We start from the raw sequence: 25,672 nt of genomic DNA, 5'->3' as shown, positions 1-25,672 counted from the left end.
TGGTGCCAGAACAATGCCAGCAGCAGAACGATCGGCAACGGCACGCCAAGCAACCAAAGCAAAGCACCTCGTCCAAAACCCATGATGTCCTCCTCTTCAATCACTGTCATGACGCAGGAGAAAAGAAGAAGTTCCGCACCCCGCGGCGAGGGCGAATGCAACCAGGGCATGGAACGCGGGAGTTAGGCGCTGCGGCGCCTGCCGGCGATGACCTCGATCTCGCGGCGGCGCTCGCCGGCGAATGTCAGGAGCCTCTCGATCGTCAGCGTATCCGTGATCCGTTTGGCCAGCCGCTCGGCGCGCGCGGCCTGATCTTCGAGATACTGGATCGTGTTCAAGCGCCGCCTCCCCCGAATTGCTTGGGCAACCATGGTGCTTGAGAAGCAGCTAACAGCCGGTTAAGCGCGCCGCCTCGTCTTGATGAGTCGCGCCCTATCGCACGACGTCGAGCCGGACGTTGGTGATGCCCTTGTCGACCATACCCAGTGCCTCGGCCGCGGAAGGGGAGACATCGACGACGCGCCCGCGAACATAGGGTCCGCGATCGTTGACCCTGACGGTCACGAAACGGCCGGAGGAGACGTCGGTGACGCGCAGCTTGGTGCCGAACGGCAGGCTCGGATGCGCCGCGGTCAATTCGTTCTTGTCGAACTTCTCGCCGCTCGCGGTCTCCGTATCCGAGTAGAAGCTGGCAACACCGTGCGAGGCAGTCTGCTTTGCTGCGACGCGCGCCCGCCTGATCGGGCGCGGATGCAGCGCTGCCACCCTGTGTGGGCGCTCCACCGCGGCCTGCCGGCTGGTCGCGGCGAGATCGGCCTTCTGGCGACCGACCGGCGATTGCGCGCAGGCGGCGAGCGAGGCGGCACCGGTGATGGCGAGCAGCAGCCGGCACGAGGTTGCGAGGGAAATCCGGGCACTTTCGGCACGTGCGATGCGAGACATGGTACGCCCCTCCGAATGGCCGGATTTCGGTGGGCAATGAGGGCAGAACCTTGTCGGAACAAAAGCGGGCCTGAGGCCACCGCCGTTTCGCGTCAGCTGTGACGATTACACCACAGTGCCAGGTCCTGAATCGGGACGGAGACTGCCTCCTGGGAGCGGCGGCCCGGCTCAGGCCGGAGGCGGGATCGCGCGCACCACGTCCCTGAATACGCCGAACTGCAATCGAAACGCTTCCGGGCTGTAATCCTGATAATAGCCCGCAGTCACCGCGACGACGAGATCGAGCTGCGGGACGATGCGGATCGACTGCCCGCCGCGCCCCAGCGCGCCGATCCAGTTGACCTTCCGGTTATTGAGGCGCGCTTGGCCGAGCCACCATAGGTATCCGTAAGACTGATTGTCCGTCGCCTTGATCTTCTCTGCCGTCGAGGCGTCGATCCATGCCTTGGAAACGATTTGGCGATCGTTCCAGCGGCCGCCCGCAAGGACCATCTGGCCGATCTTGGCCATGTCGCGTGGTCGCAAGCGCAATCCCCCTCCGGCATCGGTATCCCCCCGGTACCGACGCCACGATGTGCTGGTGATACCCAGAGGCTCGAACAACGTCTCACGCGCAAATTCATCGAGGGGACGTCCTGTCGCCTTACGGACGATGGCCGACACCAGCATGAGCGCGCCGGTGTTATAGAAGAACTCCTGCCCCGCCGCGGCGGTCACCGGAAGACCGAGAACGTAACGGCACGGATCCCATGCCATGTGCATGCGCGACTCGTCGTTGTCGTAGTCGCCCGTGGCGGGCGTCGCTTCCACCCACTTCAGGCCCATCGACATGGTGAGCACGTGCACCAACCGGATGCGGTCCTTTTCAGGGGAACGCAAGTCGGACAGCTCGGGGAAGAAGCTGAAGATCGGTTCGTCGACGCTGCGTATCAGCCCGCGATCTATCGCGATCCCGACTGCGAGCGACGCAACGCTCTTCGACACCGACTTCATGTCATGCAGCGTGTCGGCATCAAAGGCGACGGTTTCCACGCGGCGGCCGAAAATGCCGTCGGGAATCTCGTCGGCTCCCTTGAAGTAGTGCTCGAACGACAGCTTGCCATTGCGGGCGACAAGCACGGCATGAAAGTTGGCCTCGCTCGCGGCGAGTCGATCAGCCATCCCGCACAGCGCCTCGCGATTGACGAGACTATCGTCATGCACGGAGCCGACCGGCCAGCCGTCGTTCCGCTCAAGCGGGACACCGCAGCCGTCGGGTGCGATCGCGTAGCCCGGCAACGCGGACAGTGGCGCCAGTGCGGCTCCCCCGAGAAGTGAGATGAATTGGCGCCGCCTCATTCGAGCCTATCCATCACCCTTGTTGCGGCCCAGAGCAAACTTCAGCGCCGGCGTAACCAGGCTGCGTATTCTCCCTGAGGATGCGCGCGAATTCACGCCAATAGAGCCTTCGCCAGTCCGTCTTCAAGCTGGCGAGAAAATCGAGCTCTCTTTGCGTCAACATGCACGTCGCGCCTTCATGCCAGAAGGCCTCCCATCGGCTTGACGTCGGTGCTGCCGGGGAAAACCGCATCGGCCAGCGCCTTCTCGTCGACCCGCAGATGATCCCTCAGCAGCCCCTTCAGCACAGAACGCAAGTCCGTGGTCGGCTTGAGGTCGCGATCCTCGAACAGCTGCGCCGGCTTCAGGCCCGGCCAGTCCGCAATCACGCGCCCCCCGGCAAGGCCGCCGCCGATGAGGAAGGCGACCGTGCCGGTGCCGTGATCCGTGCCCTGCGTGCCATTGATGCGCGCGGTGCGTCCGAACTCGGTGACGACGGCGACCACAGTCTCCCGCCACGCCTCACCCATGTTGCTCTCGATCGCCGCGAAGGCGCCGTCGAGCGCGCCGAGCAGATTGTAGAGCTGCCCCGATGCCGCGCCTTCGGCAATATGCGTGTCCCAGCCGACGAAGCCCATGGCACCGACACGCGGACCTTCGGGCTTGGCGAGATAGCGCGCCGCGGTGCCGGCGGCGTCGGCGAAATAGGCGCGCACGCGCGCGATGCCGGCCGGCGCCAGCGTCGGATCGTCCGACATCGGATCGCCCATGCCCACCGCGCCGTCGAGCGAGGCTAGCTTCATGCGCGCCTGAAGCACGGTTGCAAGCTTCGGATCGGTGTGCCGGTAGAGATCGAGCAGGCGGTTCTGCGTGTCCTCGCTCGCCGGCAAGAGCTTCTGCGGCACCCAGGTCATGACAGGCGCGGCGCCGCGCACCACCAGCGGCGTCACCGAGCCGATACCGAGCGCACGGCTGCCACGTGGATCGACGCGGTCGCCCGATTCCAGTGCGAGCAGCGCGCGGTTGAGCCATCCCGATGCGGTCGCGCCGGGTTTTGACATGCCGCTCTCCAGCACGTCCTGACCGTCGAAATGCGAGCGCTCGCGATAGGGCGTCGCGGTGGCATGGACGATCGCGGCCTTGCCGCTCTTGTAGAGCCGGTGCAGGTTCGGCATCGCCGGATTGAGCGCGAAGAAGGCATCGAGCGGCAGCGCCGGCGGCTTGCCGTCCAGCAGCAGCGCGCGATCGCCTCGCAAGGCGATCCAGTCGGGGTCGCCGACTGGCGCGACCGCACCCAATCCATCCAGCGCGCCGCGCAGGACGATGACGAGCAGGCGCGGATCGCGCCCTTCGGCGCGCGCGATCCGCGGCATCTGGCTCCATGCGAACAGCGCGCCGGAGCCGACCAGAAGCTCTCGCCGTGTGGGCAGGTGATCGACGAAGCCCATGTTCACCTCCTCTGAAAATCCGCTGACATGAACAAGAGCGCCAGCGCCTGCTGCCGGGTCTCGGCGCGGCCGACCGCCTGCTTCACCTCGGACGCCACCTGCGATGCGAAGACGTCCTCGATGATGGCTTGCGGATCGACCGTGCCGGTGATGCGCTCGGCGAAATTGTTGGCGACGTCGAGCCGCCGGCCGACGCCGTCGATCCAGCTCGCCTCGTCATCCGGATAGCCCTTGGGCGCGGACGGACGCCACAGCGCCTCGCCGAGCAACTCTTGGCCTGCGGTGTAGCGCACCGGATCAACCTGCGTGATGCCCGTGGCACGCACCATGCCGGCGACCCATTCGCCGGGACGCTTGAGCTTTGACGGTGGTCCGCGCCAGGCGTCGTCCGACGACACCATTGCGATCGCGACCTGCTTGAGGTCGCCCTCGGTGTCGCGAAAACTCTTCGCCATCTGCTCGATGAGCGCCGGCGGCGGCTCGTCGGCGATGAAATGGCGCGCGAGCTTGGTCGCGACATGGGTTGCGGTCGCGGGATGCACGGCGAGATCACGCAGCACGGCGCGGCCCTGCTCGACGTCGTCCTGCTCGTAGCGTTTGCCGAGCACGGTCTGCCCGCCGGGCTCGTGCAGGCGCGGATTGAAGATGAACTCGCCGCCATGCTCGGGATTGTCTCCCGGCGGAACGAGCGTCCATCCTGTCATCACATTGGCAAAGCTGATGACGTCGTCCTGGGTGTAGCCGGTGCGCACGCCGAGCGTATGGAGCTCCATGATCTCGCGCGCGATGTTCTCGTTGAGCCCGCGGCTGCGGTTGATGCCGGCGATCGAGTTCGCGCCCATCGAGCCGAGGTTGTCGAGATAGAACAGCATCGCCGGGTGGCCTTCGACGGCCTGGAGCAGATCGACGAAACGGCCGAGCGTATGGGCACGCACGGCCTCGCGCTCATAGGCGCCGGACATGCTCTGGATCTTGTTGGCGGAGATGCAGAAATGGTTGGACCAGAACCACACCAGCCGCTCGGCAAAGCCGATATCGGCGGCAAGCGCCGCTTCCGTGCGCAGCTTGGCTTCCTGCAGATAGATCGGACGGCCGGGATCGGGAACGGCGTCGGCCGCCTGCTTCGCCGCCGTCTCGGCGGCGTCCTTCTCTTGGCCATAGCCCTGCGCTTGCCCTTCGGGCTGTGCTTGAATCTGCCCTTGGTCGCCCGATGCGGCTGATGCCGCAGCCATCTGCTGCTTCTTGGCCCGCTGCTGTGCCTGCTTGGCACGCGCGGTTCGCCGCGCATTGGCGTCGGCAACGGTGCGATAGGCCTTTGCGCTGGTGGGAAGACTGGCCGCGGCACCCAGCATCAGCGGACGGTCGAGCTCGGCGATCAGCGCGCCGCGCGGATCGGTGCCCATGGCGGCAATCGATCCCGGTCGCGGCCCCATCCCGAAGCGATGGAGCGCAAGCACAGCTTCGGCCTTTGCAGAACTGCTCATGGCGAATGCCCAATTCTTTCGAGCCTGACCGACAGCTTGCCGTTCGCGGCTACGAACCGTAATGCTACAAATCGTAGCATTCAGGATGTGAGGCAGCAAGCGGAGATTGAGGCACCGCTGTCAAGAAATCGGGAGCCGCCGGTCTGACAGACCGGCGGTGGACATCGTCCTAGAAATTCGGCCCCAACGCGATCTTGGTGATCGTGCCGTTCCTGACGCCGATGCGCCATTCCGCCGAACCATTGGCGAACTGGGCGACATAGATGTCGCTGTCGAGCGCGGTGACACCGCGGAACGAGACCGCGCGCAACGCGCCGAGCCGTGCCAGGATCGCCTGGTCGATCGGAAGCTGCTGGCGCGTGATGTCGGCCACCTCCGCCGTCATCCGGTCGTAGTCGGGCTGGCCCTTGCCGACGCCTTCGATGTAGCGGCGCAGCATCTCCTCGCCATTGGCAATCGGAACGGCGCGGCGTGCCGCCCGCCCCGGCTTCGCGCCAATGTTCGAGGCTTCGACATTGTGGAAGCGCGTCTGCCGGCCCGGCATCAGGACCTCGAGGCATCGCCCCGACTTGTCGGCAATCACCCAGGGACTGTTCACGGTGGTCGTGGAGGCCCAGGACGCGTTGGGCCTGACGACGCTCTGCGCCTTGCGATTGCCGTCGGCGTCGAGATTGAAGACCTGGATGTCGTCGCCCATCTCGTTATAGACCATGATCCTGATCGGCGAGGTGCCGGCGCGGCCGCGCGCGCTCGCCTCTTCCGAGCAAGGCAGGATGCCGCCGAGCTCGTCATTGCCGTCGGCCCGGAAGATCACGTCGCCGGCCTTGCCGTCGGGCTCGAGCATCAGGCGGAATTCGGCCGTGCCGTTCTCGAACTTCGCGCCGTAGATGTCATAGCCGCCGGGCCCGACGCCGCGGAAGAAGATCGACTCGACCTCACCGAGCGCCGCGAACGTCGCGCGCATTTCGTTGAGCTGCCGGTGGATCTTGGCTGCCAGCGGCGCGCTCATGCGATCATAGTTCGGCGTGCCGCGGCGCAGATCCTCGATGCCGCGCAGGATCATCTCCTTGCCCCCCGCGACCGGGACCTGCTCCCTAAATCGATCAGGGACTTCCGCGAGGCGGCGCGCAAAGTCCGCCTCGACCGCCTGGGCCACCCCCGCATCGACGCGGGCTGCGAGGCGGGCGCCGAAAACCGCGCTCTGCACCAGCACGCGCGAGACTTTCGCCTGCTCGTCGCGCAGGAAGATCAGCAGACGATCGCCGCCGAAGGAGAAGGCGTCGGTCCCCTCGGCGAGAACAGCCGTCGCGCCCTGCCCGGTTTCCTGCAACCAGAGACGGTCGCCGTCGCGGCGCACCGTGAGCACGCGGTTCGGCGCCAGCCTGTACCAGCCGACATACTGATCGAGCGAGGCGGAATCGGACGCCGGCGTCGGCATCTCGGCAACGCGAACCGCGCGCACGTCGCGGCCGTTCATGCGCAGCATCAGCTCGGAGGAGCGACGCTCCGCTTCGATCGGGAACGTGATCTCGCCCGACGAGGCCGCGTACGCCGCCATGCCGTCACTCCCAACCGTCAGGCGCAGCCTGCGCTGCCCGGTGATTTGTCCGTAGAGCTCGTCGCCCTCGCGGAAGATGGCGAACACCGAGGCCGGGCCCATGGCGTAGAAATTGACAAAGGGACGGTAATGCTGGGTCGGAATCTCGCCGGTCTCCGCGGCGACGGGCGCCAAGTCCGGCGCGCGATAGGCAATCATGCCGGCGGAGACAATCACGACCGGCGCGATCGCGGCTGCGATCGACAGCCGCTTGCGCCAGCCGACCGCGACGGGCATCGCGGCCGCCGCGATGATGCGCTCGACGCGGGCGCGCACGGTCGAGGCGCGCGCCATCGCAAGCTCGACCGGCCGCGGTCTTACCGTGCTGGCAAAATCGAGCAGGATTTCCGCATAGGACAGCCGGTCCTCGATCACCTCGATCGCCTGGGCGTCACTGATGATCTCGGCAAGCTCGGCGAGACGCGCGAGTTGCCACCACGAGAACGGGCTGAACCAGAACACCGCGCGGTTGAGCGAGGCGAGCAGGAGGACATAGAAATCACGGTTGGCGACATGCGCGCCTTCATGCGCGAGCACCGCGAGGCGCTTCTTGGCGTCCCAGCCGGCGAATTGCGGCGGCACCAGAATGGTCGAGCCGAAGGTGACGGGACCGCCGACGTCGCGGCTGACGCGTACATCGGCGTCGATCATCTTCAGGCTCTTCATCGGCTTTGCCGCGCGCGCCAGGCGCCAGGTCAGGCAGAGGCCGATGGCGAGCCGCAGCAGCAACAGGCCGGCGCCCCCGGCATAGACGATGCTGGCGAGAAGCCACCAATTGATCGAAAGCCCGCTTCTGGCCGGCGCAATGGCGGCACCGGGCGCGATCGGCAGCACCGGCTGCGGCGACTCCAGCATCGAGATGTCAGCCGGCAGAAACTCATCCGGCGCGGGCATCGGCAAAGGCAACCGGGTGATCGTCAGCGTCGGCCAATGCATCACGAAGGGCATCGCCAGCGACGCGAACAGCACGACGATCCACGCCGTCATGTGGATGTGCGGATTACGCACGCGGAACAGGGTGAGACCGAACCAGACGACGCCTCCCAGCACAAAGGAGCGCAGCGCCGCCTCCGCCAGAGTTGCGATCATTCTTTCTTCACTCCCCTCGCCTTCTTCGCCTTGGCCACCTGGTCGGCCAGCGTGCGCAATTGCTGCTGGTCGAGCATCGCATTGTCCACCATGCCGACGAGAACTTCTTCAATTGAACCGTTGCAGAACCAGTCGACGATGCGCTGCACGGCCTTGGCCGCCACGCGCGCGCGCGGTTCGGCGGCGTGGTAGACATAGGTGCGACCGTCCACGGTGTGGTTAGCATAGCCCTTTTCTTCCAGCCGGCGCAGCACCGTGCGGACCGTCGATTCCTTCAGACGTCGCGACAACCGCTCACGCACCACCTCGGCCGTGACAGGACCATGGGCCCAAACCAATTGCATGACCTCGCGCTCGAGGTCGCCCAGTTCGGGCAAACGATCGTCCATGGCACCTGACCTTGCGATTGAGTTTTCTTGTAATGCTACAGACAGTCGCATATACGGACGCGCGGCACAACGGCGATTCCGGCGGAAATGGCGGTGTGGGGCTGACCTAACGAGGCGCGTTGCGACCCGCGAGGGTGGTGCGCTCCCTCTCCCGCTTGCGGGAAGGGTTGGGGTGAGCGTGTTTCCGCAGTGGAACTCCCCAAGAGGATAGAGCCCTCACCCGGCGCAAGTGCGCCGACCTCTCCCGCAAGCGGGAGAGGTGACCGAGCCAGCCGCCAGATCGAGTCAATCAAAAGTCATCGGGCTCTAGTAATGCGGCTCGTACATCAGCGACTGGACCAGTCCCTTGACGTCGTTGGGCGCAGGGCCATCGGCGAGGCCGCGCTGATACACGACGTCTGCGACGGCAGCGGCGATGCGGACCGAGACCTCGCGGATGCGCGGCAGCGCCGGATAGAGGCTCCCCTGCGCGAGGTCGTCCTTGCCGACGCAATCGGCGAGCGTGTGGGCGGCGGCCATGAACATCTCGTCGGTGACAAGGCGCGAGCCGCTGGCGATGACGCCAAGGCCGACGCCGGGGAAGATGTAGGAGTTGTTGCCCTGGCGCGGCACGAAAGTGCGGCCGTTGAGCGTCACCGGGTCATACGGGCTGCCGCAGGCGAACAGCGCACGGCCCTCGGTGTAGCGATAGGCATCCTCCGCCGAGCATTCGGCCTTCGAGGTCGGATTGGAGAGCGCGAACACGATTGGCTGCTCGTTGAGCTCAGCCATCGCCTTGAGCACGTCGGGCGTGAAGGCGCCGCCGACCGCGGCGACGCCGATGATCGCCGTCGGCTTCAGCGTCTTGATCGCGGTGAGGAAGTCGGCGATCGGCGCCTGGCCGGCATGAGCATAGCGCAGCTTGTGGCCGGAGAGGCCCTCACGGCCGCCGACGACGAGGCCGCGGGAGTCCACCAGCCAGTTGCGGCGGAGCGCTTCCGTCTCGGACGCGCCCTCCGCCATCATGGCGGAGACCACGAGATCGGCGATGCCGGTCGCCGCCTCGCCCGCGCCGAGGAAGAGAATGCGCTGATCCCTGAGCTTGCCGCCGGAGACGCGCAGGGCCGAGAACAGGCCGGCGAGCGCCACCGCCGCGGTGCCCTGGATGTCGTCGTTGAAGACGCAGGCGTCATCGCGATATTTGTGCAGCAGCTTGAACGCCGAATGGTTGGCGAAATCTTCGAACTGGATCAGCACGCCCGGAAACGTATTGCGCGCGGCTTGCATGAATTCGTCGACGAAGCTGTCATAGGCCTCGCCCGTGAGCCGCCGCTCGCGCAGACCGAGATAATAGGGATCGGCCAGCAGCTCTTCGTTGTTGGTGCCGACGTCGAGCACAACAGGCAGGCACAGTTCGGGATGAACGCCGGCGCAAGCCGAATAGAGCGAGAGCTTGCCGACCGGAATACCCATGCCGTTGGCGCCGAGATCGCCGAGGCCAAGGATGCGCTCGCCATCGGTGACGACGATGAGCCTCGCCTTATAGGGCCAGTTCTTCAGGATCTCCGCGATCTGGCCGCGATCGCGCGAGGAGATGAACATGCCGCGCGGCCGCTGGAAGATCAGGCCGTATTTCTGGCAGGCGAGCCCGACCGTCGGCGTGTAGATGATCGGCTGGATCTCGTCGATATTGTCGACGACGACGCGGAAGAACAGCGCCTCGTTGCGGTCATGCAGCGCGTTCAGAGCGACGTATTTTTCCAGATCCGTCGGCAGCGTGCGCAGATTGGTGAGCACGCGCTGAGCCTGCGTCTCCATTGTCGTCACGCAAGGCGGCAGCAGGCCGCGCAGGCCCAGCGCCTCGCGCTCGGATTCCGTGAAGGCGGTGCCCTTGTTGAGCAAGGGATCGCGCAGCAGCGTCATGCCGTGCGATTGATCGGACGATGTCGGTTGGGCAGCGACCCGGGCAGGTCTATTCACGAATTCCCCCAAGGAGTTTCTTATTGAACCGGCGGCATTGTCGGCCACCGCTCCCCCGAGATCAAGGACGTTGGGACGCAAGGCTCGATTGTGATCTCGCACCGCAGCGAGATTGGCGCGCGAGATAAAAGACTCTCACCCCTCATGGTGAGGAGGCGCGTCAGCGCCGTCTCGAACCATGCAAGCCCCGCTCTTGCCCGCGGCCATCCTTCGAGACGGCCGCTGCGCGGCCTCCTCAGGATGAGGGACAGCGCTCGTGGCGCCGCGCAGCTATTCCGGCTTGATGTCGGCTGCCTTCACGATCGGCCACCATTTCTCGGTCTCGGCCTTCTGGAAGGAAGCAAGCGCTGCCGGCGTTTGCTGATCCCTTGGCGGAATCTCCTGCCCCAGTTCGGCAAAGCGCTGCCTGACCGCGGGGTCTGCAAGCACGGTGACGATGGCTGCATTGAGCTTTGTGACGATCTCCTTCGGCGTGTTCTTCGGTGCCCAGATGCCGTGCCAATAGGAAATATAGAGCCCGGGCAGGCCCGCCTCGTCGACGGTCGGGATGTCGGGGGCGGAGGCAAGCCGCGTCGGCGAGGTCACTGCGAACGCCTTGATCGCACCGCTCTTGGCATGGGCCAGCGAGTTCGACGCCTGGTCGAACATGATGTCGATCTGCCCGGCGACGAGATCGATCATGGCAGGCCCCGCGCCACGATAGGGCACGAACTGGAACTCGGTGCCGGTCTTGCCCTTGAAGAAGACGCCGGCGACATGGGCTCCCGTGCCTGCGCCGGCAGTCCCCGCAGTGGCCTTGCCGGGATTGGCCTTCAACCAGGCGATCAGCTCCTTGAGATTGCTCGCCTCGAGCGACTTCCGGCCGACGATGAGTTGCGTTCCCATCGCGATCATCGCAACCGGCTCGAAGTCGCTCACCACGTCATAAGGCAGCTTGAGGATCGCGCCGTTGAGCACATGGGTGCCCCAATGGCCGATCGTGATCGTGGTGCCGTCAGGCGTTGCGCGGGCGACCCGGGCGCCGGCGATGCTGCCGGAGGCGCCGGCGACGTTCTCGACCACGACCGTGGTGTGCAACTCGGCGGCGATGCGCTCCGACAGGATCCGCGCCAGCGTATCGGTTGGACCGCCCGCCGCGAACGGCACGATGAGGGTGATGGGGCGCGATGGAAACGGCTGTGCGCCGGCCGGCGCGATCGCCCATCCAATCAACGCGCACACGGCGATCACACCGCCGCGCAATCCGGCCCACAGCCCCCGCATCGGTCTCTCCCACCCCTTGTCGCCTGCATGCCCTCTGCAGGCTGAAGCTGGGAGTGAACGCTGCCGGGCGCGCGCAGGCAAGCCGGAAGATTGTCGAGCCGTTATCCGGCCGCCCGCCTTGGCGCCAAATTGGCGGCGCTGTCGGCGGGCGGCGCGATATGCATCAGGATCGTCTGCGTCGCGGATGCGACCTCGATCCCATTCTGCTGGAAGCGCAGCTTCATACGGCGGTTGAATTCACGCTGGACCGGCCAGCGGCCGGCCTCGGTGCAGCGGATCTGGCCGACGATCGACACCATCGCGCCGTCGACCTTGTCGATGCCCCAGAGCTCGAGATCACCGCGGATCAGTGCACGGAACTCCGGTTCGCGCCGCATCTCGTCCACGATGTCCTTGAGAATCTGGCCGGCGCGATCGGTGTCTTCCTTGTAGGCGACGTTGACGCTGACCGAGGCATTGCCGGCGCCGCGGCTTGCATTGGTGATGGTCGTGACCGCGCTGAACGGAACGATATGCACGGCGCCATCGCCGGCGCGCAGGCGGATGGTGCGGATCGAGACGTTCTCCACCACGCCCGAGAGCCCCGACACGCTGACATTGTCGCCGACCTGCACCGTGTTCTCCAGGAGCAGGAACAGACCCGTGATGAGGTCCTGCACCAGCTTCTGCGATCCGAAGCCGATGGCAATGCCGACGATGCCGGCGCCCGCGAGCAGCGGGGCGACATTGACGCCGATCTCGCTCAGTGCGGTGAGGCCGACGACGGTGGCGATCAGGCAGAGCAGCGCGGTGCGCAGCATCGGCTGGAAGGTGCGCAAGCGAGCGGCGCGGGCATAGTGGCCGTCCCGCGACAGCGTATTGATCTGGCGGTCCAGCAGCGCGTTGCTGGTTTCCCAGATCGCGGCTGCAACGAGTATTGCAACGCCGATCGTCACCACCGCCGAGATCAGCCGGCTGCCGATCTGGCCGCCGTAGAACCAGACGATCGCGTCCACGCCCCAGACCTCGAGCACCGCCACGAAGCCGATGAAGGCGATCACGCCGGATACGATCTTGCGCAGCAATGGGAGATAGCGGTTCGCACGGGTCTCGAGACCGGGAAAGCGCTGAAGGATCTCCGGCTTGATACGGAAGCCGCGGTCGATCAGGCTCAGCGTCAGCATGATGGCGACCCGCGTGATCAGCGCCACCACGACCGTCCCGACGAAATACTGCAGGAGCAGCGAATAGCCGTTGCGGATGTTGAGCGCCCACACGGCCCACAGCGCAAGATCGAGCGCGATGGCAAGATAGTGCCAGCCGCCGGCAATGCGATCGCGCAGACGGGCCGCGATCCCCTGCCGGTCGACCGGCGCGCGAATGGCTTCGGCGACCTGGCGGCGGCATTGCAGGATGATGACGACGATGAAGAGATGCACGACCAGCATCACCATGCGCAGCAGCGCGGCGTAACCGGCGCGATGCAGGCCGAGCAGCAAGGCCACATTGGCAAAGGCGATGCCGGATACGCCGACGCCGACGATGCGACGCGCCCAGATCTCGATATAGGCGGCGGTCTCGGCCCGAACCGGAAACAGGCCGAACGGTCCCGCCAACGCCCGGATCACGCAGATCAGTCCGCGGGAGAACGCATAGGCGTTGACGACCGCGAGGATCACGAGGCGAACGGTCGTGGGCTCGCCGATCTCGGTCCCGAGCAGCGCCGTCGCGACGCCGACGAAGAGGACCACCGGCAGCAGCTCGAGCGCGAGGCGCCCCAGCACGAAGGGCAGCCGCAGCATGACCTGCCAGACCCGCGCGAGACTGTGACGTCGCTTGTTCAGTTCGGGGGTGGGAGTGACGTCGGCCATGGATGACGGCGGATCGGCGATCAGCAACACCTGCGTCGGCAGGCGCGCGGTCTGCGGCACGCGTCCTTCCAGGAACGCGACCGGACGACGGATCAGGCGGAAGATCACCCACTCGGCCGCAAGGGCGCAGCCGAGCACCAGCGCCAGCTTCCAGGCGATCTCGATCAGGAGATTGTAGGCCGCGGGATCGTTCGCGGTGCGCAGGAACCAGTAATAGAACGCCGGAAAATGCGTGAGCGTCCGCGCCATGCTGGCGATCTCGCTCGAGATCGCACCGATCTCCTCGGAGACCGTGAGCAGGAGCTGCGCGCCGAGGCCGTCGGCCGAAAGCGGGATCGGCGATTTCTGCTCGGGCGCAGCCGAAGCAGGCTGCTGCTGACCTGATGCGTTCGCGATCGCGCGCAGCGTATCGATCATCTGCGCGCGCTTCTTGTCGTCCTGGAGCGTTTCGAGCGCGCGCTTGGCCTCGTCAGGCGACAGCGCGGCAGCACTGCTGGCGGCCGGAGTCTCGGCGCGGGCGGCGCAGAGAGATGAGATTGCGAGGAAGAGAGCGGCGAGGAGCGCCGGGACAAGCTTATGCGACACGCGGATTCCCTGAAAAAAATGAATGCGCCGGCGGTGTGGGGGTCGTCACCACCGAAGCACATGCGTCATGTCGGATGGCCGCTATTCGCCCCGGCCCTGTGTCGGAAGTTGGCCAAGGAGGCGACATTCTCTTGGCATTTGCCGCAATGCGAGAATGGGAACCGCGGCCTCGGCATCGCGAGAGCCATGAGAGCGCTGAGCGCACGAAGGCCTCTCCCGTCATTCCGGTAGTCAATCCGGAATGACGGCGAGGAGGAGGAGAGAGAAAGCTGGATGTCGAACGGCGCTGTCGCGATGGCCATCATGGCCATCCGATACGATCGATGTGATGCAAAATACAGCGCCGGGAAGGTAGGGGCTTTGCCTCACTGATGCAGCCCGCTAAACCTTGACCCGGCGTGCCGTTCGCGGTTTCTGCCGCTATGCGATAGTCCGAACGAGCTCCATCGCACTTAACGCGGCTGGATTTGCGGAGGTGGCGTCATAGACCTCCCCTTGCTCATGAGGTGGACGTTGCGCGTCGCTTGTTTGCGACCACGGTGATGCTCCTCCCGGGACGTAAAACTGTCAAGCAGGATCAACGATCTAGAGGATCACATTTGAGCGCGCCGGTTCCTCGGATCGCCGTGCTCGCCGAGACGAAACCGCGAAGCATGAGCAGCCGCCAACATGAAGTGCTGCACGCGGAGATAGAAGGGCTATGGCGCGATGGTGGCATCATGCCCTTGTTTTGCCCGACGCGTCAATCCAATTTCGTAAAATCAGCAACCGCTCGAACTGCCAGGCAAGCCATTGATTCCGCTGTCCCGGGCTACTGTGCATGGGGTTGTTTTCGCAGTTTTTATCCTGGCCGGCTCAGCGACCTAAAGAAACATGTCCGTCAGATCGACCGTCGAGGACCTTCCGACCTGGCCGAAGTTTCGCGCCAGCCAGCTTCGCGCCGCCGCGCGGCCCTCGTCGCGCAGGCGGCACAACAGGCTCCATTCGGGATGGAATTGCGTGGCCGTGCCGAGCTGCGACATCAGCTGGTCGTTGCCGATCCAGTGCATGTACATGCGGCTGTGCTTGCCGCTGTCGAGTTCACCCTCATCGATCAGCCGCGTGGCGAAGGCGATCGCGCGCATCTCGCGCATCAAGGACGAATTGAAGCTGATCTCGTTGATGCGGTGGAGGATATCGGCGGCGCTGGTCGGCAGCTCGTCGCGCCGGATCGCCGTGACCTGCACGATGACGACGTCGTGACTGCCTTTGCGGTAGATCAGCGGATAGATCGCGGGATTGCCGAGATAGCCGCCATCCCAATAATGCTCGCCGTCGATCTCGACGGCCTGGAAATAGGGCGGCAGGCAGGCTGAGGCGAGCACGGTGTCCGCGGTGAGACGTGGGCTCTGGAACACCTTGATCTTGCCGGTGCGGACGTTGGTGGCGTTGAGAAACAGCTGTGGCGCCTCGGGCGAGGAATTGAGCCGGTCGAAATCGACCACGCGCTGCAGCAGCGAGCGGAGCGGATTGAAATGGAAGGGATTGAACAGGTTCGGCGGCAGCGTGTGCGTCAGCGTGTGGATCAAGGCGTGGACCGGATGATATTCCGGTGGCAGCTTCAGGGCCTGGATCCATTGGTTGAGCGGCGAGAACAGGTCGTACGCCATGTCCATGCGCGACACTTCGTACCAGAATGCGTGCAGGTTCTGCCGCGCGGCCTCCGCGCCTCCGTTCGCCATGCCGGAGGCCATCGCCACCGCATTCATCGCGCCGGCACTGGTAGCGCTGATCGCCTCGATCGCGAGCCTGCCATCCTCGAGCACGTGGTCGAGCACGCCCCAGACAAAGGCGCCGTGCGCGCCGCCGCCCTGGAGCGCGAAGCTGACGTTCTTCCGGTTCGTGGTTCCGTCGCCTTTCACTTTGCTCGCTTCCTGCCTCCCTTCCCTTCCTTCTCCAGCGCCTTGCGCACCGCGTCGAACTCCTGCAGCGAGGCCTTGTCGGCGCGCGGAAAGCGCAGGTCCAGCTTTTCCAACGCAGCATTGATCACGGAGCCGATCACCACCCGGGCAAACCATTTGTGATCGGCGGGCACGACATACCAGGGCGCATGCGGCGTCGCGGTGTGGCGCACGATGTCCTGATAGACCGCCTGGTAGCGCGGCCACAGCGCGCGCTCCTTGATGTCGTCCATCGAGAACTTCCACTGCTTGGCCGGCTCTTCCAGCCGGTCGAGGAAGCGCTGGCGCTGCTCGTCCCTGGAGAGGTTGAGGAAGAATTTCAGCACCACGGTGCCGTTGCGGCAGAGGTAGCGCTCGAACGCCGAGATGTCCTCGAACCGCTCCTTCCAGATGTTCTTGGTGACCAGCTTCGGCGGCAGCTTCTCCTTGGCGAGGATCTCCGGGTGGACGCGCGTTACCAGGCATTCCTCGTAATGGGAGCGATTGAAGATGCCGATATGGCCGCGCTCGGGCAGCGCGACGGCATGGCGCCAGAGGAAGTCATGGTCGAGCTCCTTGCTGCTCGGCGCCTTGAAGGAACTGACTTCGCAGCCTTGCGGATTGATGCCCTCGAAGATCGCCTTGATCGCGCTGTCCTTGCCGCCGGCGTCCATGGCCTGGAACACGATCAGCAGCGACCAGCGGTCCTGGGCGTAGAGCTTCTCCTGAAACGCGATCAGCTGTTTCTTGTTGGCCTCGAGGATCTCCTGCGCCATCTCCTTGTCGAGATCGCCCTTCTCGTCGGTCTTGTGATCCTTCAGGCGAAACTTGCCGGATCCGTCGTAACGGAACGGCGTGATGTAACGGTCGAGCTGCTCGGCGATCGATTTGGATGGCTTCTTGCTCATGAGTTCGGCGACACCTTGCGTTGCGGCTTCAGTCGGTCGAGCACGCTACCAAGGATGCCCTTGGGAAGGAATATGATGAACAGCACGAGCAGCACGCCATAGACGAGATTGTCCCAGCCGACCGCCTTGGTGCCGAAGCCGATGCGCAGGGTCTCGGCGAGCAGGATGGTGATGACGGCGCCGACGGTCGGGCCGAGCGAGACGAACAGGCCGCCGACGATGGCGGCGAACACCATCTGCAGCGACACCGCGATGCCGCTGACGGTGTCGGGCGTGATGAACATCTGGTACTGGCAGTAGACCGCGCCGGCGAGCGCCGTCATCAGCGCGCTGAGCAGCGTGATCTTCAGCTTCTCCGCGGTGACGTCGACACCGGCTGCGGCCGCGGCGTCCTCGTCCTCCGAGATCGCCTCCAGCGCGTAGCGGGCCATGCTGCGATCGACCCAGTGCCAGACCACGATGCCGAACAGCCAGACCGCGAGCGCGATCAGGTACCACGTCGTCTTGTCGTCGAATTGCAGCGCCAGCAGCTTGTTGCCGGACGCACGGTTCGGGGTGTAGCCGAGCGAGCCGCCGGTATAGTCGCGCGTCGCCGTGATGACCTGGAGCACGATGCCGGACAGCGCCAGCGTCACCAGCACGAAATAATGCCCGGTGATGCGGAAGCGGAAACAGGGATAGCCGACGATCAGCGCCAGCGCGCCCGCCGCGACCATGCTGACGGGAATGCCGATCCACGGCGACAGACCGAGATGATTCCACAGCAGTGCGGTGACATAGGCGCCGATCCCCATGAAGCCGCCGTGCCCGAGCGAGACGAGGCCGAACCGCCCCATCATCGACCACGATGTGTAGGCGAACGACCAGATCAGGATCAGCACCAGAATGTGCAGGTGATAGGGATCGCGATAGACGAAGGGCAGCGCGACCAGCGCCGCCAGCCCGATGCCCCAGGCTGCAAGCCGCCCCTGCCCCATCATCGGCGCCTCGCCAGGAGGCCCGCGGGCCGGATGAACATCATGACGATGAAGAAGGCGAAGGCGAGCACATAGCCCCATTCGAGATCGGAGAACAGGCCGCCGAGCGAGATGATCTCCGCGAATACGAAGGCAGCGATGAAGCCGCCGATGAAATTGCCGAGCCCGCCGAGCACGCAGATCAGGAAGGTGATCGGTCCGAAGGACAGCCCGACGAAGGGATGCACGTCGTATTGCAGCACCAGGAGGCACGCGGCGAGCCCGGCCAGCGCACCCCCAAGTGCCGAGGTGATGAGATAGATGCGCTTGGTATCGACGCCCATCAGCGCCATGATCTGCCGGTCCTGCGAGATGGCGCGGATCGCGGTGCCGGTGAAGGTGCGCGTCATGAACAGATACACGGCGACCATTCCGACCAGCGCCGCTCCGAAGGACAAGAGCCGTGCGTAGCTGAAGTTCATGTCGCCGAAGGCAAGCACCGGCAGGCGGATGCCGAGATTGCGGAAGTCTATGCCGAAGGCGACCGTGGCAAAGCTCTGGAGCACGAACAGCACGCCGCCGGTCGCGAGCAGCTGGTTGATCGGCGGCGCGGTGAGCAGCGGCGCGATCACGAGGTAGTGCAGCGCCGCGCCGAGGACCGCGACCAGCAGGACGGTGAGCGGTGCGGCGACGAAATAGCTGACGCCGTAATACTGCACCATGAAGTACATGGCGTACATGCCGATCATCACCAGCTCGGCGTAGCAGATCCAGGTCACGTCGATGACGCCGAAGATCAGGTTGAGCCCAAGCGCGAGCAGCGCCAGCACGCCGCCGAGCAGGATGCCGTTGATCACGGCCTCCAGCAGATAGATGTCGAAAACCTCCAGGAATGCTTGCATGCCCCCTCACACCCCGAGATATGCTTCCTTGACCGTGTCGCTCGCCAGCATCTCGGCCGAGGTGCCGGACGCCCTGATCGTGCCCGCCTCGATCAGATAGGCGCGATCGACCACTTTCAGCACCTGCTGCACGTTCTGCTCGACGATCAGCACGGTCAGCCCGCTGGCGCGGATCCGCTTCACCAGCTCGAACACCTGCTGCACCACGACCGGCGCCAACCCTGCCGAGGGCTCGTCGAGCAGCAGCAGTTTCGGATTCGACATCAACGCGCGGCCGATCGCGCACATCTGCTGCTCGCCGCCGGACATGGTGCCGGCCATCTGGTGCCGGCGCTCCTTCAGGCGCGGAAACAGGTCGAACACGACGTCGAGCCGCTCGGCATAATGCCCGCGCGCCTCCTTCATGAAGGCGCCCATCTTGAGGTTGTCGTCGACCGTGAGCTGCGGGAACAGCCGGCGATTCTCCGGCACATGCGCAATGCCCAGGCTGACGATCTTGTGCGACGGCGTCGCCACGACGTCGATGCCTTCCATCTTGATCGAGCCACGCGAGGGCCGGATCAGGCCGGAGATGACGCGCATCAAGGTGGTCTTGCCGGCCCCGTTGGGTCCGATGACGCCGACGGCTTCGCCGGCCTTGACGTCGAGATTGACGTCGAACAGCGCCTGGAACGTGCCATAACCGGCATTGACGCCGTGGAGCTCCAGCATGGCTACCCTCCCGCGCGGCGGCGTGCTTCGGCAGCCGCGGCCTGCGTGGTCTCGGCATCGGTGCCGAGATAGACCTCGATCACGCGCGGATCGCCGGCAACGGCACTGGGAAGCCCCTCGGAGATTTTCTCGCCGTGATCGAGCACCATGACGCGATCGACGACCCGCATCAGCACGCCCATGATGTGCTCGACCCAGATGATGGTGATGCCGAGCTCATCGCGAATATTGCGCAGCATGTCGGCCGCCTGGTCCATCTCGGCCTCGTCGAGACCGCCGAGGCTCTCGTCGGCCAGCAACAGCTTTGGCGCGGTGGCGAGCGCTTTCGCGAGCTCGAGCTTCTTCAGGCCGGCGGCTCCTAAGCCGTCGACGCTGGCATGGCGATCGGTCGGCAGGCCGACCAGCGCCAGAGACCGCTCCGCCGCTTCCTCGGCCTTGACGCGACTGTGCCGGCCCTGGCCATAGAAGCCGGCGAGCGCGACATTTTCGAAGATCGTCAAGCGGCGGAAGGGACGCGGAATCTGGAAAGTACGGCCGATGCCGCGATTGATGATCCGGTGCGGCGCAAGACCTGCGATCTCGTGCCCGGCGAACAGGATCGATCCGGAGGTCGGCGCCAGCGTGCCGGAGAGCATGTTGAAGATCGTGCTCTTGCCCGAGCCGTTGGGACCGATCAGGCCAAGGATCTCGCCTTGGTCGACCCTGAACGAAACGTTGTTGACGGCCCTGAAGCCGCCAAACCGCTTCACCAGCCCGCTGACTTCCAACACCGGAGCACCCCGCCGCTACTGGTTGCTGTAGGTGGTGCCTTTCGGCAGCGGCAGCACCGCCTCGCGCTGCGCCTGGCTCTTCGGCCACACCACGGAGGATTTGTCGTCGATGTATTGGATCACGACCGGGAACGAGCGCTCGTTCTGCCCGGCCATCGGCGTGCCCTCGCCGTAGAACTTCACGCCGAAGCCGAGCATGGTGCCGCCTTCGGGAATGTCGGTGTCGAGCGCAGCCTTGCGCAGCGCGTCGGGATCGACACCGCCATATTTCTTGATCGCGCGCGGCAGCACGTCGCTCATGAACACATAGGTGTTGGAGGCGCCGATGCCGACATGAGCCGAGCGGATGGCAACGCCCGGCTTGATCTTGTCGAACTCCTCGCCGACCATCTTGATGACGGGAGAGAGCTTCGGGTCCATCGTCTTCTGGTTGGCGAGCCAGATCGAGATCGGATCGGCGTTGAAGATGTAGGTCGCGTCCGCGCCCATGCCCTCCTTCAGCTTCTCATAGACGCCGTAACCGGCGCCATGCCCCATCAGCGCGCCGAACTTCAATCCCTGTTCGCGGGCCTGGCGCAGCAGCAACGTAATATCAGGGTTGTAGCCGGTGTGGAAAATGACGTCGGGCTTGGCGCGCTTCAGCTTGGTCACCAGCGCAGAGAGATCCGGTGCGGTGGCCGAATAGCCCTCCTTCATCACGACATTGAAGCCGGCCTTCTTCGCACCCGCCTCGTTGCCCTTGGAGACGTCGACGCCATACGCGCCGTCCTCGTGGATGATGGCGACGCGGAGGTCCTTCGGCTCCTTGCCGAGCTTTTCCTTGGCATTCTGCGCGATGAAATCCATCGTCATCATGCCGAACTGGTCGCCGCTCGCCTGCGGGCGGAACACGTATTTGTAGCCCTTCTCGTTGAACACGGCCGACGAGATGCAGGTCGTCATCCACATGAACTTCTTGAGTTGCTCGACGCGGGCCGCGACCGGCACGCATTGCGCCGAGGAGAAGAAGCCGAGCACCATGTCGACCTTCTCCTGCTCGAGCAGGCGGACGGATTCGTTGATGGCGATATCGGGCTTGCTCTGCGCGTCAGCGTAGACGGCCTCGACCTTGTAGCCCTCGACGCCTGACTTGGCGAAATGGTCGAGGATGATCTTTGTGCCGACATAGTTCAGCTCAGAGCCGCCGCCCGCGAGAGGCCCGGTCAAATCAAAAACGACGCCGATCTTGATCTTCTTCTCCTGAGCCTGGGCGGACGCCGCCAAGCCCGTCGCGGATATCGCGACCAACAGCCCACGTACCAAACGGGCAGCCATGCGCAGGCGCATCAAAACCTCCCTGGACGATTGTGCATCGCATTCTTGTTGCTCTTGCTTTTTTGCCCATCACATGGGCTGAGCGAAGCGATGTCAAGCCTCGCGCGTCAGCGGGAGGCGAACTGCTGCGCAATAAAGGCCGTGACAAATCGTGGCATGGTCGGCAGGAAATCGCTCATCTCGCGCACGAGATGAATGGCCGACAATTCAGGCTCGGCCTCGCGCGCCAGATTGGCTTCGATCTGGGCGCGGGCCTCATCGCCCGGCATATCCAGGTTCAGGACCTGAATCATCGCAATCGCACGGCCGGAGACGACGCAGTGCCAGTCCGTCTCCGCCGCGTAATCGTCGGCGGTCAATCCGGTCTCTTCCGCGATCTCGCGGACGACGCTGCCGGGGATATCGAGCATGCCATCCCTGACGTCGTCGAGATCGGGCGTGCCCGAGGGGAAATAGATGCGGCCGGCATTGGAGGTGTGATGCGCCATCTCGCCCATCACGAAGGCGCCGTCGGAGGTGCGCAGCGCGCCCATGCCGAAGCCATTGAATACGGCCGTGTCAGGAAAGCCCCAGTCGCGCCAGGCGAGGAAGCTTGCAAAATCCGTCTCGAAATAGGTCGCAGCGAAATGACCGTCCGCGAACACGGGATCGCGTCCCATCAGCACGCGGCCGTTCCAGAGCTTCGGCCGCTCGCGCTGCATTTCGGCGAAATGCGCCGCGATCTCGACGCGGCGCTCCTCGGCGAACGGCCACGCGATCGGCCGCACGGCAAGATCAAGCGACGTGACGCGATGAATGACTGGTGACGTCATGACGCCTGACTACTACGCCTTCGCGTCAGTTATTTGGCATTCCCCGTCGTCTTCTTGGCCTGGTCGATGAATTTGTTGGTGAAGGTCTTGCTGACGTCGATCTTGGCGTTCGCGACCTCGGGCGAACCGACGCTGAACACCGCAAGCACGGCCTCCGCGCCCTTCGGGTCCATCTTGCCGGTCTCGGAGAACATCGGAATCGTGTTCTTCAGCGCCGCGAGATAGAGGTCCTTGTTCTTGCCGACCATCTCCTCCGGCATCTTCGCCATGATCTCCTCGGGCGAATGCGAGTGGATCCAGGCGATCGTGGCGAGCATCGCATTGGTGAGCGCCTGCGTTTCCTTCTCGTGGCCATTGATCCAGGCCACGGTCGAGTACAGCGCGCCACCCGGGTATTCGCCGCCGAACGTCTCGAGCGTGTCCTTTTGCGTGCGGGTGTCGCTGAGGATGCGCAGGTCCTTATGGGTGCCCTGCAGCACGGTGACGGAAGGATCGAGCATCACAGCCGCATCGAGCTGGCCCTGCTCCATGGCCGCGACCGCGGTGGCGCCGAGGCCGACGCCGATCACGGCGGTGCCGGCGGGATCGAGCCCGTTCTTCTTGAGCAGGTATTTGAGGAAGAAGTCGGTGGAGGAGCCGGGCGCACTCACGCCGACCTTCTTGCCGGCGAGGTCCTTGACTGATTTGATGTCATTGGTACGCGACGGCGCGACTACCAGCACAAGACCGGGATAGCGGTCATAGACCACGAAAGCCTGAAGCTCCTGCTTCTTGGCCGCCAGATTGACGCAATGGTCGAAATAGCCGGAGACGACGTCGGCGCTGCCGCCGAGCACGGCCTTGAGCGCGTCGGAGCCGCCCTTGAGGTCCACGAGCTCGACATTGAGGCCGGCCTTCTCGTATTCGCCGAGTTGCTTGGCCAGCACCGTCGGCAAATAGCACAGGCAGGCGCCGCCGCCGATCGCGACGGTGACCTTGCTTTGCGCCGCGGCAAGCGAAGTGGTGAGCGTCAGCGCCAGCAGCGCGCCGGCGAGCCTGGCAATCGTGTTCTTCATTGGTTTCCTCCGTTAGGCCGGCGGCACCATAGAGCAGCCGGACGGGCTTGAGAAGCACCGCCCAAGTGGGCTGGCCATTGGCCTTTCGGCGCAATAGCATGCCCAGACAAGAACAATTCTCGATGGGGAGATCATCCATGAACCGCCTTGCTACCGGGCTGTCGATCGCCGCCGCCTTTGCCGCCGGATGCGGCGCAACCCACCTACTCCGACCGGCGCTCGCCGCCGAAAACATCACCGCGCAGATCATCCACACCGGCGAGATGGAGGGCGATGCGCTCGGGCCCGCCAACGCCGTCGGCTACCGCTCCAAGATGTTCGCGAGTGCGGACGGTGCCACCATCTCGATCCAGGTCGGCAACGTGCCCAAGCACATGCATCCCAACACCAACGAGATCCAGTACATCCTGGACGGCACCGGGACGATTTGGCTCGGCGACAAGGAGGTGACGGTCAAGCCCGGCGACCTCGTGATCATCCCGAAGGGCACGCCGCATGGCGGCACCAAGCCGATCAGCGGCCAGGTCAAGGCGATCGCGATCAAGACCCCGCCGCAGGCACCCGACGACACCAAGCTGCTGGATTGAGCTCTTGCTTTCACCTCTCCCGCTTGCGGGAGAGGTCGGCGCGAAGCGACGGGTGAGGGTTCTCTCCTCTTGGGGATTGTCCCATCGCGGAGACCCCCTCTCCCCAGCCCTCCCCCGCAAGCGGGGGAGGGAGCAAACCTTCCATGAGGCTTGTAATCAAATCACTCTTATCACGACCTAGCCGCGTCCGTCCGACGCGGTCGGCCGCCACACCAGCAACCTGCGCTCCACCAGCGTCACCCCGAAATCGATCAGGATGACAAAGGCGGACAACACGAACATGCCGGCGAACACGCCGGCGACGTCGAAGATACCCTCGGCCTGCTGGATCAGATAGCCGAGCCCTGCCGCCGATCCCAGATATTCGCCGACCACCGCGCCGACCACCGCGAAGCCCACCGAGGTGTGCAGCGAGGAAAACATCCAGGACAGCGCCGATGGCCAATAGACGTGCTGCATCAATTGCCGCTCGCTCATGCCGAGCATGCGGCCATTGTCGAGCACGGTGCGGCTGACTTCCTTCACGCCCTGATAGACGTTGAAGAACACGATGAAGAACACCAGCGTGACGCCGAGCGCGACCTTGGACCAGATGCCAAGCCCAAGCCACAGCGCGAAGATCGGCGCCAGCACGACGCGCGGCAGCGCGTTGACCATCTTCACGTAGGGGTCGAACACCGCTGCGACGAGCGGCTGGCGCGCGAACCAGAAGCCGACCAGCACGCCGCCGAGCGATCCGATCACGAAAGCCAGGATCGATTCTGCCAGCGTGATGCCGAGATGCTTCCAGATCACGCCGGAGGCGAACCACTTCACGATCTGGTTGAACACGTCGATCGGGTTGGAGAAGAAGAACGGCGGCAGCAGGATCTTGCCGAACACCGGCACGGTCGACAGCAACTGCCAGAGCGCGAGGCAGACGATGGCGACCAGGACTTGCAGCGCAAGCAGTGTCACGCGCGACATCAGATCGCCTCCGCCGCCTGGGTCGACTGCGCGTACCCCTTCATCACCTCGTCCTTGAGCACGCTCCAGATCTCCCGATGCAGCGCATGGAACTCCTTGTCCAGCCGCACCTCGAAGATATCGCGCGGACGCGGCAAGCTCACGCGCCAGTCGCCGATGATGCGCGAGGACGGTCCCGCCGACATGATCACGACACGATCGGCGAGCGCGATCGCCTCTTCGAGATCATGGGTCACGAACAGCACGGCCTTGCGGTCGGCGTTCCAGAGGTCGAGCAGCAGGTTGCCCATGACCTGGCGCGTCTGGGCATCGAGGGGCCCGAACGGCTCGTCCATCAGCAGGATCTTGGGATCGCGGATCAGCACCTGCGCCAGCGCCACGCGCTTGCGCTGGCCGCCGGAGAGCATGTGCGGATAGCGGCCTGCGAAGGCACCGAGGCCGACGGAGGTCAGCCATTTCTGCGCCCGCGGCAGCGCTTCAGCGCGCGGCGTGCCCTTGATCTCGAGCCCGATCGCGACGTTGTCGAGCGCGGTCTTCCAGGGGAACAGCGCATCGGCCTGGAACAAATAGCCGGCATCCCGGTTCAGCCCCGCCAGCGGCTGGTCGAATATCCTGACGCTGCCGGCCACGGGCTTCAGCAGCCCGGCGGCAACGTTAAGCAATGTCGATTTCCCGCACCCCGTGGGACCGACAATGGCGACGAACTCGCCCTGCGCCACCGCGAGATGGGCTTTCTCCACCGCCGTATAGACCCGGCCGTCCCCGAGGCGGAATGCGACCTTGGCATCTTCCAGCGCCACTGCCGTGGGCGTTGTCATGTATTCCCTCCGATTTGGCCCGATGCCTTAG

General features: G+C 64.9%; 21 protein-coding genes and 1 pseudogene. 1 reads left to right on the top strand and 21 read right to left on the bottom strand.

What is annotated here, in order from left to right; genetic code table 11:
• Positions 1-182: 182 nt before the first annotated feature.
• The 19 genes and pseudogenes from NLM27_RS02460 to NLM27_RS02370 form a co-directional block, all read right to left on the bottom strand.
• Positions 183-338 (bottom strand): hypothetical protein, encoded by a 156-nt coding sequence (locus NLM27_RS02460; RefSeq protein WP_254141823.1) that lies wholly within the window; start codon positions 336-338, stop codon positions 183-185.
• 94 nt (positions 339-432) lie between these two features.
• The gene (locus NLM27_RS02455) at positions 433-942 is read right to left on the bottom strand and encodes a septal ring lytic transglycosylase RlpA family protein (RefSeq protein ID WP_254141822.1); all 510 of its coding nucleotides are present in this window, start codon (positions 940-942) and stop codon (positions 433-435) included.
• A gap of 168 nt (positions 943-1,110) precedes the next feature.
• Positions 1,111-2,220, bottom strand: coding sequence for a serine hydrolase (locus NLM27_RS02450; RefSeq protein WP_254141821.1), 1,110 nt, complete (start codon positions 2,218-2,220; stop codon positions 1,111-1,113).
• Positions 2,221-2,456: 236 nt separating this feature from the next.
• Entirely contained in the window at positions 2,457-3,707 is a 1,251-nt protein-coding gene (locus NLM27_RS02445) for a DUF1501 domain-containing protein (RefSeq protein WP_254141820.1), read from the bottom strand.
• Positions 3,708-3,709: 2 nt separating this feature from the next.
• Positions 3,710-5,191, bottom strand: coding sequence for a DUF1800 family protein (locus NLM27_RS02440; protein ID WP_254141819.1), 1,482 nt, complete (start codon positions 5,189-5,191; stop codon positions 3,710-3,712).
• A 169-nt stretch (positions 5,192-5,360) separates the two neighbouring features.
• Positions 5,361-7,877 carry a M56 family metallopeptidase gene (locus NLM27_RS02435; RefSeq protein WP_254141818.1) on the bottom strand — a complete coding sequence of 839 codons (2,517 nt, stop codon included), beginning with the start codon at positions 7,875-7,877 and terminating at the stop codon, positions 5,361-5,363.
• Positions 7,874-8,266 carry a BlaI/MecI/CopY family transcriptional regulator gene (locus NLM27_RS02430; RefSeq protein WP_254141817.1) on the bottom strand — a complete coding sequence of 131 codons (393 nt, stop codon included), beginning with the start codon at positions 8,264-8,266 and terminating at the stop codon, positions 7,874-7,876. Before NLM27_RS02430 ends, NLM27_RS02435 begins: the two co-directional genes overlap by 4 nt.
• A 306-nt stretch (positions 8,267-8,572) precedes the next feature.
• Positions 8,573-10,168, bottom strand: coding sequence for an oxaloacetate-decarboxylating malate dehydrogenase (locus tag NLM27_RS02425; protein ID WP_254148735.1), 1,596 nt, complete (start codon positions 10,166-10,168; stop codon positions 8,573-8,575).
• Between the two features lie 327 nt (positions 10,169-10,495).
• The gene (locus NLM27_RS02420; protein WP_254141816.1) at positions 10,496-11,488 is read right to left on the bottom strand and encodes a tripartite tricarboxylate transporter substrate-binding protein; all 993 of its coding nucleotides are present in this window, start codon (positions 11,486-11,488) and stop codon (positions 10,496-10,498) included.
• 101 nt (positions 11,489-11,589) lie between these two features.
• Positions 11,590-13,923 (bottom strand): mechanosensitive ion channel domain-containing protein, encoded by a 2,334-nt coding sequence (locus NLM27_RS02415; protein ID WP_254141815.1) that lies wholly within the window; start codon positions 13,921-13,923, stop codon positions 11,590-11,592.
• Between the two features lie 863 nt (positions 13,924-14,786).
• Positions 14,787-15,824, bottom strand: a complete 1,038-nt coding sequence (locus tag NLM27_RS02410; protein ID WP_254141814.1) for a patatin-like phospholipase family protein — start codon at positions 15,822-15,824, stop codon at positions 14,787-14,789.
• The gene (locus NLM27_RS02405) at positions 15,821-16,750 is read right to left on the bottom strand and encodes a polyphosphate kinase 2 family protein (RefSeq protein ID WP_254141813.1); all 930 of its coding nucleotides are present in this window, start codon (positions 16,748-16,750) and stop codon (positions 15,821-15,823) included. The genes NLM27_RS02410 and NLM27_RS02405 overlap by 4 nt, the downstream gene beginning before the upstream one ends.
• A pseudogene (locus NLM27_RS02400) lies at positions 16,722-17,730 on the bottom strand (branched-chain amino acid ABC transporter permease); the annotation flags it as partial. The gene NLM27_RS02405 and the pseudogene NLM27_RS02400, both read right to left, overlap by 29 nt.
• On the bottom strand, positions 17,727-18,608 hold the full coding sequence (locus NLM27_RS02395; RefSeq protein WP_254141812.1) for a branched-chain amino acid ABC transporter permease: 882 nt from the start codon (positions 18,606-18,608) through the stop codon (positions 17,727-17,729). The gene NLM27_RS02395 and the pseudogene NLM27_RS02400, both read right to left, overlap by 4 nt.
• 6 nt (positions 18,609-18,614) lie before the next feature.
• Positions 18,615-19,319 (bottom strand): ABC transporter ATP-binding protein, encoded by a 705-nt coding sequence (locus NLM27_RS02390; RefSeq protein WP_254141811.1) that lies wholly within the window; start codon positions 19,317-19,319, stop codon positions 18,615-18,617.
• Between the two features lie 2 nt (positions 19,320-19,321).
• Positions 19,322-20,089 carry an ABC transporter ATP-binding protein gene (locus NLM27_RS02385; RefSeq protein WP_254141810.1) on the bottom strand — a complete coding sequence of 256 codons (768 nt, stop codon included), beginning with the start codon at positions 20,087-20,089 and terminating at the stop codon, positions 19,322-19,324.
• Between the two features lie 15 nt (positions 20,090-20,104).
• Positions 20,105-21,415, bottom strand: a complete 1,311-nt coding sequence (locus NLM27_RS02380) for an ABC transporter substrate-binding protein (protein WP_254141809.1) — start codon at positions 21,413-21,415, stop codon at positions 20,105-20,107.
• A gap of 95 nt (positions 21,416-21,510) precedes the next feature.
• Positions 21,511-22,215: an NUDIX hydrolase gene (locus NLM27_RS02375; RefSeq protein WP_254141808.1), complete on the bottom strand. Its 705-nt coding sequence runs from the start codon at positions 22,213-22,215 to the stop codon at positions 21,511-21,513.
• A gap of 29 nt (positions 22,216-22,244) precedes the next feature.
• Positions 22,245-23,270, bottom strand: a complete 1,026-nt coding sequence (locus NLM27_RS02370; RefSeq protein ID WP_254141807.1) for an ABC transporter substrate-binding protein — start codon at positions 23,268-23,270, stop codon at positions 22,245-22,247.
• 137 nt (positions 23,271-23,407) lie between these two features.
• Between NLM27_RS02370 and NLM27_RS02365 the strand changes: the two genes are divergently transcribed.
• Positions 23,408-23,857, top strand: a complete 450-nt coding sequence (locus NLM27_RS02365; RefSeq protein ID WP_254141806.1) for a cupin domain-containing protein — start codon at positions 23,408-23,410, stop codon at positions 23,855-23,857.
• 177 nt (positions 23,858-24,034) lie between these two features.
• Here the strand turns inward: NLM27_RS02365 and NLM27_RS02360 are convergent, their stop codons facing one another.
• A complete protein-coding gene (locus NLM27_RS02360) occupies positions 24,035-24,823 on the bottom strand; it encodes an ABC transporter permease (protein WP_254141805.1) in 789 nt (262 codons plus the stop codon).
• Positions 24,823-25,641, bottom strand: a complete 819-nt coding sequence (locus NLM27_RS02355) for an ABC transporter ATP-binding protein (RefSeq protein WP_254141804.1) — start codon at positions 25,639-25,641, stop codon at positions 24,823-24,825. The genes NLM27_RS02360 and NLM27_RS02355 overlap by 1 nt, the downstream gene beginning before the upstream one ends.
• Positions 25,642-25,672: the final 31 nt, after the last annotated feature.

The organism is Bradyrhizobium sp. CCGB12 (assembly GCF_024199845.1).
Classification (GTDB): Bacteria; Pseudomonadota; Alphaproteobacteria; order Rhizobiales; family Xanthobacteraceae; genus Bradyrhizobium.
Note: the sequence above shows the minus strand (reverse complement) of the source record. Positions and strands in the feature narration are given on the sequence as shown.